General features: G+C 49.0%; 16 protein-coding genes and 1 pseudogene. 12 read left to right on the top strand and 5 right to left on the bottom strand.

The window, feature by feature from the left end; genetic code table 11:
• Nucleotides 1–23: 23 nt before the first annotated feature.
• Nucleotides 24–509, bottom strand: a complete 486-nt coding sequence (locus HP567_RS24250) for a hypothetical protein (RefSeq protein WP_173610865.1) — start codon at nucleotides 507–509, stop codon at nucleotides 24–26.
• Between the two features lie 256 nt (nucleotides 510–765).
• Here HP567_RS24250 and HP567_RS24245 point away from each other — a divergent pair, with 256 nt between their 5' ends.
• The 4 genes from HP567_RS24245 (at nucleotide 766) to HP567_RS24230 (ending at nucleotide 5,408) form a co-directional block, all read left to right on the top strand.
• Nucleotides 766–2,856 (top strand): carbon starvation CstA family protein, encoded by a 2,091-nt coding sequence (locus tag HP567_RS24245; RefSeq protein WP_173610866.1) that lies wholly within the window; start codon nucleotides 766–768, stop codon nucleotides 2,854–2,856.
• A complete protein-coding gene (locus HP567_RS24240; protein ID WP_173610867.1) occupies nucleotides 2,853–3,065 on the top strand; it encodes a CstA-like transporter-associated (seleno)protein in 213 nt (70 codons plus the stop codon). Before HP567_RS24245 ends, HP567_RS24240 begins: the two co-directional genes overlap by 4 nt.
• Nucleotides 3,066–3,334: 269 nt before the next feature.
• The gene (locus HP567_RS24235; protein WP_173610868.1) at nucleotides 3,335–4,159 is read left to right on the top strand and encodes an inositol monophosphatase family protein; all 825 of its coding nucleotides are present in this window, start codon (nucleotides 3,335–3,337) and stop codon (nucleotides 4,157–4,159) included.
• Nucleotides 4,160–4,325: 166 nt separating this feature from the next.
• Nucleotides 4,326–5,408, top strand: coding sequence for a glycoside hydrolase family 15 protein (locus HP567_RS24230; protein WP_173610869.1), 1,083 nt, complete (start codon nucleotides 4,326–4,328; stop codon nucleotides 5,406–5,408).
• Between the two features lie 464 nt (nucleotides 5,409–5,872).
• Here the strand turns inward: HP567_RS24230 and HP567_RS24225 are convergent, their stop codons facing one another.
• Nucleotides 5,873–6,775 (bottom strand): DMT family transporter, encoded by a 903-nt coding sequence (locus HP567_RS24225; protein ID WP_173610870.1) that lies wholly within the window; start codon nucleotides 6,773–6,775, stop codon nucleotides 5,873–5,875.
• Nucleotides 6,776–6,912: 137 nt separating this feature from the next.
• Here HP567_RS24225 and HP567_RS24220 point away from each other — a divergent pair, with 137 nt between their 5' ends.
• Together HP567_RS24220 and HP567_RS24215 are read left to right on the top strand one after the other, a co-directional pair.
• Nucleotides 6,913–8,367: an aminotransferase-like domain-containing protein gene (locus tag HP567_RS24220; RefSeq protein ID WP_173611000.1), complete on the top strand. Its 1,455-nt coding sequence runs from the start codon at nucleotides 6,913–6,915 to the stop codon at nucleotides 8,365–8,367.
• Between the two features lie 29 nt (nucleotides 8,368–8,396).
• Nucleotides 8,397–8,504 (top strand): annotated as a pseudogene (locus HP567_RS24215) (GNAT family N-acetyltransferase); the annotation flags it as partial.
• Nucleotides 8,505–8,567: 63 nt separating this feature from the next.
• Here the strand turns inward: HP567_RS24215 and HP567_RS24210 are convergent.
• Nucleotides 8,568–8,951, bottom strand: a complete 384-nt coding sequence (locus tag HP567_RS24210) for a LysR family transcriptional regulator substrate-binding protein (protein ID WP_229088123.1) — start codon at nucleotides 8,949–8,951, stop codon at nucleotides 8,568–8,570.
• Between HP567_RS24210 and HP567_RS24205 the strand changes: the two genes are divergently transcribed.
• On the top strand, nucleotides 8,937–9,227 hold the full coding sequence (locus HP567_RS24205; RefSeq protein WP_229088120.1) for a hypothetical protein: 291 nt from the start codon (nucleotides 8,937–8,939) through the stop codon (nucleotides 9,225–9,227). The genes HP567_RS24210 and HP567_RS24205 overlap by 15 nt on opposite strands.
• Before the next feature lie 79 nt (nucleotides 9,228–9,306).
• Here the strand turns inward: HP567_RS24205 and HP567_RS24200 are convergent, their stop codons facing one another.
• Nucleotides 9,307–10,587 carry an MFS transporter gene (locus tag HP567_RS24200; protein WP_173610871.1) on the bottom strand — a complete coding sequence of 427 codons (1,281 nt, stop codon included), beginning with the start codon at nucleotides 10,585–10,587 and terminating at the stop codon, nucleotides 9,307–9,309.
• 188 nt (nucleotides 10,588–10,775) lie between these two features.
• Between HP567_RS24200 and HP567_RS24195 the strand changes: the two genes are divergently transcribed.
• The 4 genes from HP567_RS24195 (at nucleotide 10,776) to HP567_RS24180 (ending at nucleotide 13,731) form a co-directional block, all read left to right on the top strand.
• Entirely contained in the window at nucleotides 10,776–11,348 is a 573-nt protein-coding gene (locus HP567_RS24195) for a PadR family transcriptional regulator (protein ID WP_048034144.1), read from the top strand.
• Nucleotides 11,332–12,312 (top strand): BtrH N-terminal domain-containing protein, encoded by a 981-nt coding sequence (locus HP567_RS24190; protein WP_229088118.1) that lies wholly within the window; start codon nucleotides 11,332–11,334, stop codon nucleotides 12,310–12,312. Before HP567_RS24195 ends, HP567_RS24190 begins: the two co-directional genes overlap by 17 nt.
• A gap of 77 nt (nucleotides 12,313–12,389) precedes the next feature.
• Nucleotides 12,390–12,773 (top strand): hypothetical protein, encoded by a 384-nt coding sequence (locus HP567_RS24185; RefSeq protein WP_173610873.1) that lies wholly within the window; start codon nucleotides 12,390–12,392, stop codon nucleotides 12,771–12,773.
• Between the two features lie 178 nt (nucleotides 12,774–12,951).
• A complete protein-coding gene (locus HP567_RS24180) occupies nucleotides 12,952–13,731 on the top strand; it encodes a GNAT family N-acetyltransferase (protein ID WP_173610874.1) in 780 nt (259 codons plus the stop codon).
• Nucleotides 13,732–13,752: 21 nt separating this feature from the next.
• On the opposite strand, the gene HP567_RS24175 is transcribed toward HP567_RS24180, so the two are convergent.
• Complete coding sequence (locus tag HP567_RS24175) at nucleotides 13,753–14,634, bottom strand: LysR family transcriptional regulator (RefSeq protein ID WP_173610875.1); 882 nt, start codon at nucleotides 14,632–14,634, stop codon at nucleotides 13,753–13,755.
• Between the two features lie 125 nt (nucleotides 14,635–14,759).
• Here HP567_RS24175 and HP567_RS24170 point away from each other — a divergent pair, with 125 nt between their 5' ends.
• Nucleotides 14,760–15,542, top strand: coding sequence for a SagB/ThcOx family dehydrogenase (locus HP567_RS24170; RefSeq protein ID WP_173610876.1), 783 nt, complete (start codon nucleotides 14,760–14,762; stop codon nucleotides 15,540–15,542).
• Nucleotides 15,543–15,584: the final 42 nt, after the last annotated feature.

Below are 15,584 nucleotides of genomic sequence, written 5' to 3'. Positions count from 1 at the left end.
ATTGGTCTGTTTTTTCCGACAGCTTACATGGGATATTCATCGTTTTTCTTACGTGTCACCATGATCCCGCCTAATACGATCAGGATCAAGCCAAGGATGCCGCCTACCTGGGTAGACGCCAGATTCGCGATCAAAAATACGATAGCAAGAACCGTGAGGATGCCAATGGGGATCAAGAGAGCGGGTTTGCGATTGCCGAATAGGTACAGCTCAGTAAGCCCCACGGCAGGACCGAGCAGGAAGAAGGGCCACGTCGTGCTCATATCCCCATGAAAAAATAGCTGGCTGAAAAAGAAGAGTGGGGCATAAACGAGCAAGATTCCGCCCGGTACGAGCAATCCAGCGCGATTTGGCTTTGGGTTCATAAAAAAGAAAATATGAAACCCGATTCCTGGGATGAGAAGGAAGACTGGCCATAGCAAGTCCAGTGCGAGCGGTACGTTCAGGTAGGTAGCCAGAACAAAAATCGCTCCGATTCCGATAATGATGTAACCCGCGATTCGTCGCATGTGCGTATTCTCCTTTTTGATGTCCATACCAATTTATGTATAACTTTAACATATTGTGGAGGAGTTTGTATCAGACTCTGGGCGGAGACTTTCTACGTCCCAAAATTGAATGCGCTTGCACTCAAACGAGGATGGTGCAGCTTGTGCCTGTTTTTGTACGGTTCAGCCATTTTTTATGTTGACAAGTTGTCCGATGTGATACGTTTTTCTAAGGTTCATTGCCTGAATATTTGATAAATAGAAGGAGGCGACTCGGGTGAAGAAATGGTTTCTTTCCCTCTTGATTTGGGGCGGGATAGCCGCATTGGGTGCTGTCGGATTCGGGATGATAGCCCTCTGGCAAGGGGAATCAGTCAACTCGTTCTGGTTACTGACTGCCGCATTTTGCACTTATGCTGTAGCTTATCGTTTTTACAGTAAATTCATAGCCAAAAAACTAATGGCGCTCAATGACAATCGCGCTACTCCGGCAGAAGTGAACAACGACGGCAAAGACTTCGTGCCAACGAACAAATGGGTGTTGTTTGGGCACCATTTCGCTGCGATTGCAGGTGCAGGTCCGCTCGTAGGTCCTACGCTGGCTGCGCAAATGGGATATTTGCCGGGAACGATCTGGATTATCGTCGGGGTCGTGATCGGTGGAGCGGTGCAGGACTTTATCATTCTGTTTGGATCAATGCGTCGCAATGGAAAGTCTCTCGGTCAGATTGCCAAGGAAGAGATCGGTCCTGTTGGCGGAGCGCTTGCCTTGGTCGGAATTATTGCCATTATGATCATCTTGATTGCAGTCTTGGCGATGGTTGTAGTTAACGCGCTAGCTGAATCACCGTGGGCTACCTTTACGATATTCATGACGCTGCCAATCGCGATATTGATGGGATTGTATATGCGGTATATACGACCCGGGCAGGTATTGGAAGGATCGATTATCGGGCTTGCTCTCTTGTTCTTCTCCCTCTGGCTCGGTCAAATCGTTGCTGCATCGCCAACATGGGGACCAGCCTTTACGTTCTCCAAGGTACAGCTTGCCTGGATGATTATTGTGTACGGCTTTATTGCCTCGGTTTTGCCTGTGTGGCTGCTATTGGCACCGCGCGATTACCTCAGCTCGTTTTTGAAAGTAGGGACGATAGCGGTATTGGCGGTAGGAATCGTGCTGACACTGCCACCATTGCAAATGCCGGCACTGACGAAGTTCATTGATGGTACTGGCCCTGTTTTTGCAGGAAATTTGTTCCCCTTCTTGTTTATTACTATCGCGTGCGGTGCCGTATCGGGATTCCATTCACTCGTGTCTTCCGGAACGACACCGAAGATGATCGCGAAGGAATCGCATGCGCCTTTGATCGGTTATGGCGGGATGCTGATGGAGTCTGGCGTCGCGATTATGGCGATGATTGCAGCATGCGTGCTGACTCCCGGAGTCTATTTTGCGATCAACTCACCTGCTGCAGCAATTGGCGTGGATGTGGTCCAGGTTGCGACGACGATAACGGGCTGGGGCTATACCGTCACCCCTGACCAATTAACCACTCTTGCCAACGACATTCAAGAAAAGACGATCCTTTCCCGGACGGGCGGAGCGCCGTCACTGGCTATCGGAATGGCGACGATTTTCTCCGGTGTATTGGGTGGCAAGGCATTAATGGCATTCTGGTATCACTTTGCGATTTTGTTTGAGGCTGTCTTTATTTTGACGACGATCGATGCGGGAACACGTGTCGGACGATTCATGGTACAAGACATGCTCGGCAACGTCATTCCGAAAATGAAGGAAGTCAACTGGCTGCCAGGTAATCTGATTGGTTCCGGGATCATTACCATCGGATGGGGATACTTCCTGCTTCAAGGTGTCATGGACCCGTTGGGAGGCATTTACACGCTGTGGCCGCTCTTTGGTATCGCCAACCAGATGCTCGCCGCGATTGCGTTTACAGTGGGAACGACGATTATTTTCAAAATGGGCAAAGCGGCTTACTCGTGGATCACACTTGTACCGATGGCTTGGCTGACGACGGCTACGCTGACAGCAGGCTGGCAAAAGCTGTTCCATCCTGATCCAAAAATCGGGTTCCTCTCACACGCAGAAGCATTCCAAAAGGCATTGGATGCCGGTACGCTGCCCAAAGGGGTAAAAACGGTGGAAGCTGCACAAAAAATGATCTTCAACGACCAGATCGATGCGGTGGTATGTGCGATCTTCATGGTCATTACGGTTGGGATCATTCTCGACGGAGCGCGGGTATGGATCAATATTCTTCGCGGCAAGCACTATCCGTTGCAGGAGTCGCCGTACATCAAGTCCAAAGGAAATGTATTTGACGGGAAAGGACATCACGTAGCATGAGGCGCAAGCTAAGAGCCATGCGAAAGGCAATACGCAAAGTGAGCTCTGCTATTAAAACCATTTTCGGAATGCCCGACTATGATCGGTATCTCGCCCATTGGTACGAGACACATGGGGCACCGGGGATCTTTCCGATGACAGAGCGTGAGTACTATATGTACGCATTGACCGAACGATTTGAAAAAGGCGGCGTAACGCGCTGCTGCTAAAGTAGTCATGTAAAAAAGGGTGTCTCCCCGGTCAGAAAATGACGAGGGAGAGGCCCTTTTTCAATAATCCGCGCACTTTAAGGCATATCCCTCATGGCTAACGTGTGGTGTAACAGCAGGTAAAGTATGGTACACTAAATCATATAGCATGACCGTTTTTTAGCACGAGCTGTCTCATCATTTTCAAATAAAACGTCGAAGCCTCTCTATTCCAGAAGAAAAGGGTGTGCTTTGAGAAAAAATAAGTCAAGTTTTAGGTGGCGATACGTGTGCAAGCATCAACACTGGCGGCTCTCAAGGAGCTCGCTTTGCAATGCGCCCGTTCAGCGGGTGAGCTGAGTCTGAAGCGAATGAAGGAGCCTTTTACCGTCGAGTATAAAACATCTGCCTCCGATCTTGTTACAGCCGTAGATAAAGAAGTGGAGAATCACGTCATCCAGATGATTCTTGCACGCTTCCCTGATCACGGCATTCTTGGAGAAGAGAGTGCACATGCGGAGGATTACAAGCAGTATGACACGCTTTGGGTCATCGACCCGATTGATGGCACGACCAATTTTGTGCATCAGCAAATCAATTTTTCCGTTTCCATTGCCGTTTACCATAAGGGAGAGGGAATAGTCGGAGCCGTTTACGATCCTTCCAGAGACGAGTTGTTTTATGCGGTAAAAGGGGAAGGGGCTTTTCTGAATGATCGTCCCTTGCAGGTGAATCGAGAAGTGAGCCTGGAGCAAGCTTTGTTATGCACGAGTGTATTTTGGAACAAGCGTGCTGAGCAGATCGGCATCGATTTGATTGTGAAAAAGCTTGCTGGTAAGGTTCGCGGAATGCGGCTTTTGGGAAGCGCCGCTCTGGAGATGGCGTATGTGGCTGCGGGGAGACTGGATGGCTACGTCAGTATGCAGCTCAATGCGTGGGATTTCGGGGCAGCTCGCATCATTGTAGAGGAAGCCGGTGGGCGGGTGACGACCATGACGGGGACACCACTGCCGTACGACCAAAAAAGCAGCGTGATGGCTTGCAACCCGACTTTTTATGAGGAGCTGCAGCATTTTCTGAAATCGGAACATACCGATGTACCTTCACAAAATTAAGTGGCACCGAACCCGCTGGATATGCGCATCCAGTGGGTTTTCTTTTGCTATGTAGATTGGGTTTTCGTTTGGATGTCGGTTGCATATGCTATAAAAGCATAGCCGGAAGACGAGCAGCGACTGTTTTTGTTACGAAGTCGGCTTGTCCGAATAAGGGGGGATAATCATGACCCTGATCGAGGAAAGTGTAAAGTTGATCCTACAGCATCAAGCGAGTACCGGGGCGTATCTCGCTTCACCCGCATTTGTCCACTATCAGTATGCGTGGCTCCGCGATGGAACATTTACAGCATACGCGATGAACCGTACTGGGAACCATGGGAGTGCCCGCAAGTTTTACCAGTGGTGCGATTCTGTGATCCGAAAGCATGAGACAAAAGCAAGAGCAGCCATTACGGCAGTAAAAAAAGGATTAGACAAAAATGAGGCGGGGAACGACCGCTTTTTGCATACGCGCTATACTGCGGACGGAGAAGAAGTGATAGGTGAATGGGGCAGCTTTCAGCTCGATGGCTACGGGACATGGCTGTGGGGGCTGGCTGAGCATGTGCGGATGAGTGGGGAGTATGACTTGGTTCACGAGCTGAAGCCATCTATTGAACTGACGATTGACTATGTAGTGGCGTGCTGGCAGCTCCCTAACTTTGATTGCTGGGAAGAGGGAGGAGACCGCATCCACCCGGTGACGCTTGGAGCCATTTATGCCGGGATCAAGGCGATGGAGCCTTATTTGTCCGACCGAGCTTTCGAACTGGCTAAAGCAGGTGAGACCATTCGTCAATTCATATGTGAGCACGGCACAGCCAACGGACGATTGATAAAATCCGTTGGGGATCATTCTGTGGATGCTAGTCTGCTCTGGCTGGCACTGCCGTATGGGATCGTCGACGTGGCTGATCCGCTTATGATCCGAACCGTGCAGGCTATAGAAGAAGAGCTGCGCGCAGGATACGGCGTACATCGCTATCCGACCGATACGTATTACGGCGGGGGGCAGTGGCTCTTGTTATCTGCGTGGCTGGGCTGGTATTACGTGAAAACAGGCAGGCGTGAAGAAGCCGAAAAGATAGCGGCCTGGATGGTGTCCCAGCGGCAAGCGAGCGGACTGCCTGAACAAGTACAGGAGCATTTGCTTTCACCGTCTCATTATGAGTCGTGGGTGGAGAGGGCAGGACATCCCGCTGTGCCGCTCCTTTGGTCGCATGCGATGTTTCTCGTGCTGGCGGCAGAGCTCGGCATTCGGTACTAGCCAGGAAGAGGGTCTTCCTGGTTTTTCTTATTGCTGACATCTATTGACACCATTTGTTGCTATGCTCAGCTCAGGACTCTGTTGGAATACTCGCAAGCAGCTTGGCTATCACAGACAGGGTTTCTTTTGCAAATGGCTTGTCCGTGAAGGAGGGGAGAGCTTCATAGGACAAAATCAGAGCAACCGCTTCCTCTGTCGTGAGGGCAAGGGGCCTTGCAAGGGAGCACCTGCCTCGCTGAGAATAGAGACAGTCTGTGATTTGCACTTTGAGGATGCCTGCGCACAAATGAGATGCCCGGTTCTGTTTCTCCCGGAGGAGACTGAGTCAAAGCTCGATGTAAAGCTCTCTCTGATCCAAATGGTTACGAGGCATCCGCAAAGCAAAACGGTAGTCATTCCAAGCTCCAAGCATATTGATTCCGATCGATACGCCTATAGCGACAAGCATGGAAATACTGGCGTTTCTAAAAGGGGTGGTGTTTGAATGTGCTTCTGGATAACCGAGGCTTCATCGTTGCGAGCAGGACACCGACAAGCGTCACAACGCCACCAGCCATCGTCACAAGCGTAGGACCTTCACCCAGCCACACCCAAGCAATCAGAAAAGCGAGCACTGGCGTCATGTAAAGGGAGGTAGTAGCCTCCGAGGTGCCAACGACAGAAGTCACATAGGCGAGGGACAAATAAGCAACAACGCTAGGGAAAATGCCCAAATACACAACACTGAGTGTCACATCCCAAGGCGCTTGAGCTATCGCTGTTCCAAGTCCGGGCAGAAAGAAGAGCATGCAGAAGGTACCTGCCCATAAGGTGTAGGCCGTAAACGCGAGAACGCCGTATTTTTCTACGAATGGCTTCTGAAACGCAAAGTAAATGCTTTCGCTACTGGCTGCCAATAAAATCAAGAATATTCCGTCTGTTATTTGGAGGGTCTCTCCTGTGCCAATCGTACAGATGGCGACTCCTAGAAAACTGATCAGTGCACCGAACCAGCCTCTCACACCGAAATGCTCCCGGAAGAATAGGAGAGCGAGGAGAGCGGAAAAGATCGGCGTCGTCGTGACCAAAAGGCTGGCTACACCTGCACTTACGCTCATCTCCCCGTAGTTGAGCGCTGTATGGTAAACGGCGAAACCCAAGCCCCCAAGCAGAAGGATAGCTGGGACATCCTTTAACTCCGGCAGACGGATGCGGAAAAACAGTGCGAGTATCCCGAGAAAAAGAGAACCAATCAGAAAGCGAAGCAGCGAGAGATGCTCCGGCGAGTATGCTTGCAGCCCAACGCGAATACCGGCAAAGGCCGAGGCCCATAACAAAATGCTGATGGCATGTGCAGCGAAAATACGACTTCTGACAGGATGAAACAAGATAACTTCCCTCCTTCGAATGAAAAAACCAACCTGCTATTCTCTGCTTCTTCTTTCTTTTCCATGGTAAACAAGAAGTGGTAAAATATCTGCAACCACTCGGCTATCAAAAAAACCAACCACTTTTACCTATGAAGATGAGGAAGAGGAAGGGATCGATCAGGTTGCACAGAGAGAAACGGTTGCCGAAATATCGGAAAATTATTGATTTTATCAAAGGAAAAATATCTACAGGAGAATGGCCGATTGGCAGCAAAATCCCCAGCCAACGCGACTTGGCACAAGCGTTCGAAGTCAATCGAAGCACGGTCATTGCGGCATTGGAGGAGTTGACAGCAGACGGGTTGATCGAGGGCAAGCTGGGAATGGGCACTGTCGTTGTCAATAATACCTGGACGCTGTTGGCTACGACACCACCGCCGGATTGGAGTGAGTACGTCAGATCTGGATTGCACAAGCCAAGCATGACGTCGGTGCAAGAAATCAATAAGCGTGAATTCCAGTCAGACCTGATTCAGCTGAGCAAGGGAGAGCTCTCCCCAGACATGTTTCCAGTCGATACGATGAAGCAAGTCATGGAGCGGGTAACGAGGAACCTTAGCGGATTTGGATATGAAGAGCCGAGAGGGTACCTTCCCCTGCGCCAAGCGGTCAGTGAATATGTCGGACGACAAGGAATTACAGCTTCGCCGTCTTCTGTCTTAATCGTGTCTGGTGCATTGCAGGCGCTCCAGCTCATTTCGGTTGGGTTATTGCATCGAGGTTCAACTGTGTTTTTGGAACAGCCTTCGTATCTCAATTCCTTGCATGTGTTCCAGTCGGCGGGGATGGAGCTTGCCGGATTGCCGATGGATCGTCAGGGGATGATTGCACAGGCGATCTATGCGAGGCGAAAAGAGGAGCATGGGGCGATTCTGTACACCAATCCTTGCTTTCATAATCCAACAGGCATCCTGATGACAGAAAAACGCCGGCTGGAGCTGCTGCGGGTATGTGAAGAAGAGCGTCTGCCGATTATCGAGGATGACATTTACCGCGAGCTGTGGACGAAAGAGCCTCCACCGCTGCCGCTCAAGGCTAGAGATAAACACGGACATGTCCTGTACATCGGGAGCCTGTCAAAGACATTGACCCCCGGCTTGCGGATTGGATGGGTAGTGGGGCCAGAGCCAGTTATCGAACGCCTGGCCGATATCAAGATGCAGACGGATTACGGAGTCAGCTCACTATCACAACGTGTGGCGGAGGAGTGGCTGGCAAGTGGCTTGTATGAGAGGCATATGTACAAGGTCAGAGAGCAGCTCATTACAAGACGAGCGGCTGCCATCCAGGCACTTACGAAGCACATGAGTGAGCTCGCGACGTGGGAAGTACCTGACGGAGGATATTTCATCTGGCTGAAAATGAATGGAAAGCTCTCGACGATGGAGCTCTTTACAGCAGCCAAACGCCAGGGCATTCTGCTGAATCCGGGCAACATTTACGGGGAGACGAAAGAAGGGTATGTGCGGCTCTCGTATGGGTACGCTTCGATCGCCGATTTTGAATCTGGCATTGAGAGGCTTGGTCAAATCGTCCGCGATCATAGATAAAAGCAGAGGAAAGGTGGAGGTGGTAAACAATGGAGTATATAGAAATCACGAAAAAGAATATAGAAGCGGAGCACATATGCTGTGCATTAGGTGCAAAACAATACGAACATTCAGTAGCTGAGAAGAAGAAGTGGCTGACAGAGCTTCTCGCACACCAAAAGCCCCGCCCATCCCAATAGGCGAGGGCTTTGTTCGTGTGACTACTTGCTCGTTGGCGTGAAATCCATGCCTTTTACATATTGCTGGCTGTGAACGGCGAACTCTGCCGTGAGTGGGGAGATCGACTGCCAGTTGCGCACCGCGAGCACTACTTCCCTTGTAATCGGGGGCGACAAAGGGATCGCGACGACTTTGGGGATGACAGGTGGCATGTACAGCTCAGGCATGATGGTGACGCCGATATACTCCTGCACCATGGTCAAAATCGTATACACCTCACGCACTTCAAATGTAACCGTCGGAGTGATGTGATTCTCTAGCAGCATTTTTCGGATGCAGCCATCCTTTGGCATGATAAAACAACGCTCTACAATTTCGGAAAAACGAAGGGTCTGACTGTCCTTCAACGGATGGATATCTGGCAAAATGACCATCATTTCGTAGGGCAGTGGCTGTTGTTATTTGCGTGGCTGGGCTGGTATTACGTGAAAACGGGCAGGCGTGAAGAAGCCGAAAAGATAGCGGCGTGGATGGTGTCCCAGCGGCAAGCGAGCGGACTGCCTGAGCAAGTGCAGGAGCATTTGCTTTCTCCGACTCATTATGAGATGTGGGTGGAGAGGGCAGGGCATCCCGCTGTGCCGCTCCTTTGGTCGCATGCGATGTTTCTCGTGTTGGCGGCAGAGCTCGGCATTCGGTACTAGCCAGGAAGATGGTCTTCCTGGTTTTTCTTATTGCTGACAACGATTGATACCATTAGTTTCATACTTCTTAAGGCACTCCTTAGCTCTTTATAGACACATCTTTTTCCAATGTTACTTCATGAAATGATTTCATACGTAGTTGTAAAAATGGGGTGAACAATAATGTACAAGCCGAAGCTAACAATCCAATGCCACCCGCAAATAAAGCGAACCGTAAACCCATTGTGCCCCCTATCATCCCTCCAATTAACGAACCAAGCGGTAAAGACCCCCACGAGATAAATCGAAACGTAGCATTCACGCGACCTTGCAGGGCATCGGGTACAATTACTTGACGTAAACTGATGGTACTAATGCTAAACATGGAGACACCCATTCCGAAAAGAAGCTGTCCCGTCATCATAATCAACGCCATACTTAATTCTGATCCTACTGCTAATGGAGCAAGCAAACCGCCACTGGCTGCGATCGTAGCGGAACCCACAATTGTTGGACCTACTCCAAAACGGTGTACAGCCCTTTGGGCAAGCAGAGAGCCAAATAGGTACCCTAGTCCTAGCGTTCCATAAATGATGCCAAGAATGCTCGCACTGATTTTGAGTTCTTGCGATGCATAAAGAACATAAACACTAAAAATAACATTCCAGGAAAGGTTAAAGATTGTTGAGCAGCGCACCACTCCCCACAGCAACGGTTTTGTGTAAACCGTATGCAGCCCTTCTTTCATTTCCAGCCACATGTTTTTTTGTTTGTTGGCATCTGTCACGACTGTCTCCAACTTGCGAATCCGGGCTATGTACACAGCGGATACAAAAAAGGATACCGACGTGAACAATATTGCAAAAGGAGCGGTTATTAACTGTTCCAGTCCACCTGATAAACCCGGCCCAGCAATTTGCGCGGTAGATTTACTTGTCTCTAGCTTGCTATTCCCATCAACAAGCTGCTCCTTGCTCACAATGGAAGGCAAAAAGGATGTATAAGCAACATCAAAAAAGACAGTACAGATCCCCACTATGAAGGCAACCAAATATAGTACCGTCATATTCAGGAATCCAGTTAGGGCTGTCAGCGGCACAATGAGCAGTAATGCACCCCTGAAAAAGTTAGCGGCGACAAGAATTGGTCGCCGGGGAAATCTGTCTATCCATACACCAGCGAGCAAACCGAAAATGATAAATGGCGCATACTCGGCAAAACCAAGAAACCCCATTTGCATGGGACTGGCCCCTAAATAGAGAGCTGCCACTAATGGCATTCCTAATAATGCAACCTGAGTCCCGAACTGTGATGCAGTTTGCCCAATCCAGAGCCTGCGAAAATCTGCGTTAGTTAACAATCCTTCCACCTTGTTACCCATGTTCGCTCCCCCATTTTTCGTTACAACTAATTGCCATTTTTAGTATAGGGGAATGTACATTTCAAGATCTTGCGCTTTCATTATCAACCTCAAGACCCGTGTAGTTTTCTAGCTGATTCGGTTATTGAATTTTTATTACACCTGCGTTATATTCCATATATGAAATACTAAAGATAAGGAGTCTCTCTATGCATACATTATCGAATGTCGAATTCATGCTCCTGCAAATGATCGCGGAACATCGTCAAGCTTCCGGATACGATATTATGAAGTTAGTCGAACAGCGAGGTTATAAAGAATGGGCGAATATCGGTACAACCTCGATATATACAGGATTGAAGAAACTTAGCGATAAAGGATGGATCTCACCCGAGACATCCGACGAGAAGTCCGGCAAGGGGCCAGCGCCGACCCGGTTTGCCCTCACCGAAGTGGGTATACGTAAGCTGAGAAATGAAATTCTTGACAGTCTGTCGTCTACACGGGAACGTGACAACCGCTTCGATCTCGGTTTGGCCGCTTTGCCCCATATCGGGAAGGAAGAGGCCGTCATTGCTTTACGGAAACGACTGGATTTTCTTGAACAAGCCTCGATAAAAATAAGACAGAAGTACGAATCACAAGGCGGAGCTAGCTTGCCGCTGAACGTAAGGGCGTTGTTCTTGCATCCATTCAGCTTAATCGAGAGCGAGCAAGCGTTCGTTAGACGTTTCATACATGAATTATTGGAGGAGGCAAGTAGCCATGGTCAAATTTATTGAAGGTTTCATCCCTTATCAAGGCGAACATTGCGAAACAACCGCCATGGGCAATTTAATGCAATATGCGGGAGTCCACCTGTCTGAGCCGATGTTGTTCGGACTCGGGCAAGGGCTTGGATTCATATACTGGGATTCGAAGGGAATGGACTTCCCCTTCATCGGAGGAAGGATAAAACCGGATAAACTGACCGCTTATCTCGCCGAACGACTCGGCTTGAACGTCAGATATCAAGAAACCTCGTCCGTTAATAAGGCGTGGCAGAACGTCCGAAGCAGCATTGAACACGGGATTCCGGTTGGGCTTAAATTAGATGCCTATTACTTGGATTATTTTACGAACAAAGTGCACTTCGCCGGTCACTATGCGGTACTTTACGGTATAGATGACGAATACGCCTACTTGGCGGACACCAGACAACAGGGTGGACTAGTGAAGACGAGTTTGACAAGCTTGGCCGCTGCCAGAAATGCAAAGGGACCCATGAGCTCCCGGAATCGTTCCTTTACGATCGAGCCAAACGACGCATTGCTTCCGCTTGTTTCTGCTATGCGCGAATCCTTGACCATGAATGCGCATGACTATCTGAACCCGCCCATTCAGAATATTGGTAATAGAGGCGTTGTTAAAATGAGCAATGAAATCTTGAAATGGCCTTCTCGCAGCAACAATTTCGAACATGATTTATGTCTTACCGCGACGCTAATGGAGCGGGCGGGAACTGGCGGCGCTTTATTTCGGAATCTGTATAGGGATTATTTGAGAGAATGTGCTGATCGGCTGGAGGACCCGAGGATCGAACAAGCCCACTCTATGTTTACAGAGATCGCTCCAATGTGGGTTAGCGTGTCTGCTTCAATCGACCATGCAGGAAGAACAGGTGAGCACCAAGAGCTCGTGCACGCGTCTAAGCTGTTGCTCGAGATTGCGGATAAAGAACGCGCAGCCATGGAGCTATTGTTGTGATAGCCTTATTTCACCAGTAGATATGCTTTAATGATCGCGTATAATAGCTCGATTTCAAAAAAGGAGGAATCCGAAAGTTGAAGTTCTATCGCTATGTGTTAAGTATCCCACCTTTGGATTGGGAGTGTTGCTTTCTTAGCATTGAGGAGTATAAGCAGAGCTTTGCGAATAAGTATCATCAGAATATAGAGTATTACAGGCAAGTTATCGGGGATTGTCAACAGCATCTCGCTGATGTCGACAACCTTGCTGTTGTGACTTATAAAGATCTGTGTGCAAGCGTTCATTCTGCTGAGCTGCGCTGTCCAGCCATGATTTTCTCCATACCGAGTGGCGATCATAGAGGTTCAGCTTTATTTTGTATCATGTACAAGCTTGAAAACGACGGGGATACGTTTATCTACTCTCCTGTTCCACTTGTTCATCTGGAGCAAGATAGAGCAGGTGAAATAGAGCTTTAAATTCGCACGCAATTGCCTTCGATGGCTACTGGTACTACAAATGCTTCTGCTTTCTTTTCCATAGCAGTAAGGAAGTGGTAAAATATACACAACTATTCGGCTACTAAAAGAACAACCATTTTTATCCAGAATCGCCGATTTTATTCTAAAAGCAGAGGAAAGGTGGAGGCGATAAAAAATGGGGTATATAGAAATCACGAAAAAGAACATGGAAACGGAGCACATATGCTGTGCATTAGGTGCAAAACAATACGAGAGTGCAGTAGCTGAAAAGAAGAAGTGGCTGACAGAGCGAATGGATGAAGGATTGGTTTTTTATCGCTTGGATGACCGGGCTAAAGTATTTATTGAGTACTTGCCTGCGGAAATGGCATGGGTGCCGATTGAAGCACCCAATTATATGTATATCAACTGTTTGTGGGTGTCCGGCAGATATAAAGGGAACGGGTATGCGAAGCAATTGTTGCATCATTGCAAGGAAGATGCCATCAAACGTGGTATGGACGGAATCGTTCATATCGTAGGGAAGAACAAGTACCCATATTTGAGCGAGAGACGCTTTTTTGAACATATGGGGTTTGAGCTGGCAGACCAAGCAGAACCTTATTTTCAATTAGTGACATGGAAATGGAATGGACAAGCAGCTATGCCGTCCTTTAAGAAAACAGGAACAACTTCTTTAAAGTACAAAGGCGTCACCATTTATTACACAGCGCAATGTCCATTTGCTGGTGGTGTTTTGGAAGAGCTGAGTAAAGTAGCGGAAGCGAAAAGTGTTCCCTTTCATACTTACAAGCTGACAACGAGGGAAGCAGCACAGAACGCGCCTGCCATATGGACGACCTTTGGCTTGTTTTATGATGGCGAATTTATTACCCATGAAATTATGAGTGCCAATAAATTTGAAAAATGGCTAACAGAGCTTCTCGCACACCAAGAGCCCCGCCCATCCCAATAGGCGAGGGCTTTGTTCGTGTGACTACTTGCTCGTTGGCGTGAAATCCATGCCTTTTACATATTGCTGGCTGTGAACGGCGAATTCTGCCGTGAGTGGGGAGATCGACTGCCAGTTGCGCACCGCGAGCACCACTTCCCTTGTAATCGGCGGCGACAGAGGAATCGCGACGACTTTGGGGATGACAGGTGGCATGTACAGCTCAGGCATGATGGTGACGCCAATATACTCCTGCACCATGGTCAAAATCGTATACACCTCACGCACTTCAAACGTAACTGTTGGGGTGATGTGATTCTCTTGCAGCATTTTTCGGATGCAGCCATCCTTTGGCATGATAAAACAACGCTCTGCAATTTCGGAAAAACGAAGGGTCTGACTGTCCTTCAACGGATGGGTATCTGGTAAAATGACCATCATTTCGTCTTGCAGGAGCGGCAACGTTTGCATTTCCTTATCAGGCATAACGGTAAAAGCAATGTCGACAACCGAGCTGTGCAGCCAGTTGCTAATTTCATCACTGTCGCCTTCCAAAAGCAGGATGTCCACAGCCGGAAACCGCTTGCGAAAGCTGCCCAAAAGTCCGGGCAAAAAGCGGGAGGCGACGCTGGGGATCGAGGCAATACGCAAGGTGCCGGATGAAATCCCACGGGCCACGTTTGCTTCCTCCGTCATGCAGGATGTGATGTTTAAAATGTCGCGAGCGTGCGAAAGCATCCGTTCTCCGATGCTCGTCGGAGTGATCCCGCTGCGACTACGCTGAAAAAGACTGACGCCTAGCTCTTTTTCCAGGGACTGAATCATCTGCGAGACGGCGGATTGCGTAAAGCCGATTTCTTCTGCTGCCCGCGTGAAGCTACCAGCTTTTGCTGCGGTGACAAACACTTGCAGTTGGGTAAGCGTCATGTCTCCACGTTCCTTTTCATTAGTTTTATCTTATGAAAGATATTATAAATCATTGTTTTACTAATGGAAAAGAGCTTCGTATAGTAAAAGACATCACCACCAAGAACATACGAGGAGGAACATAGATGCATCCCGAATGGCAGCGAATTGCAAATGAATTTATCGAGGCGACCTCTTACCGGGTAGGCGAGCTGGAAAAAGGCTGGGCCTCTCGTTACGATTTTTCCAAAAGACCGGCGACGTATTTGCGCTATGAAGAGGTATTTGCCCGCATAGAATTGGGCAAGCCGCAGTTTCCGGCGTCCGTCGATTTGTGGGAGGTTCTCGCCAATCGAAGATCCAAGCGTAATTTCTTGAAGCAGCCCATGACGCTTAACGAATTGAATCTCTTGCTATGGGGGACACAGGGCATCACAGAAGATATGGGAGACTATCAATTACGCACGACGCCGTCTGCCGGGGCCCTGTATCCGATTGAGACGTACCTGATGATCAACAATGTGGAGGGACTCGAGAAAGGCTTGTACCACCTGGATGTACAGAATTGGTGCCTGGAGGGACTGAAGAGAGAAGACACATCCGAGATTGCGTATCTGTTCACGGAAGAACAAGAGGTGACGAGACGGGCTGCTGTCAATTTCGTTTGGACAGCGATGGTGGATCGCACGAAAGACAAATACAAAGAACGTGCGTACCGCTATATTTGGTGGGATTCCGGGCACGTGTCGCAGAACCTGCATTTGGTAGCAAACGGACTGGGGCTTGGGGTAACGACGATTGGTCACTGGATGGATCATGACATGAACGAATATTTAGGCATCGATGGCACGTCTCATTTGTCTGTATTGATGGCATCAGTGGGCAAAATCGCAGGCGGACATTGGCTGACGGACCGTCGACCGGAATAAGCAGCAAAAAAGGATGGGCATCAGTAGCCGCATCCTTTTTTT

Source organism: Brevibacillus sp. M2.1A (genome assembly GCF_013284355.2).
GTDB lineage: Bacteria > Bacillota > Bacilli > Brevibacillales > Brevibacillaceae > Brevibacillus.
The sequence above is the reverse complement of the archived record's forward strand: the minus strand, read 5'-3'. Positions and strand labels throughout refer to the sequence as shown.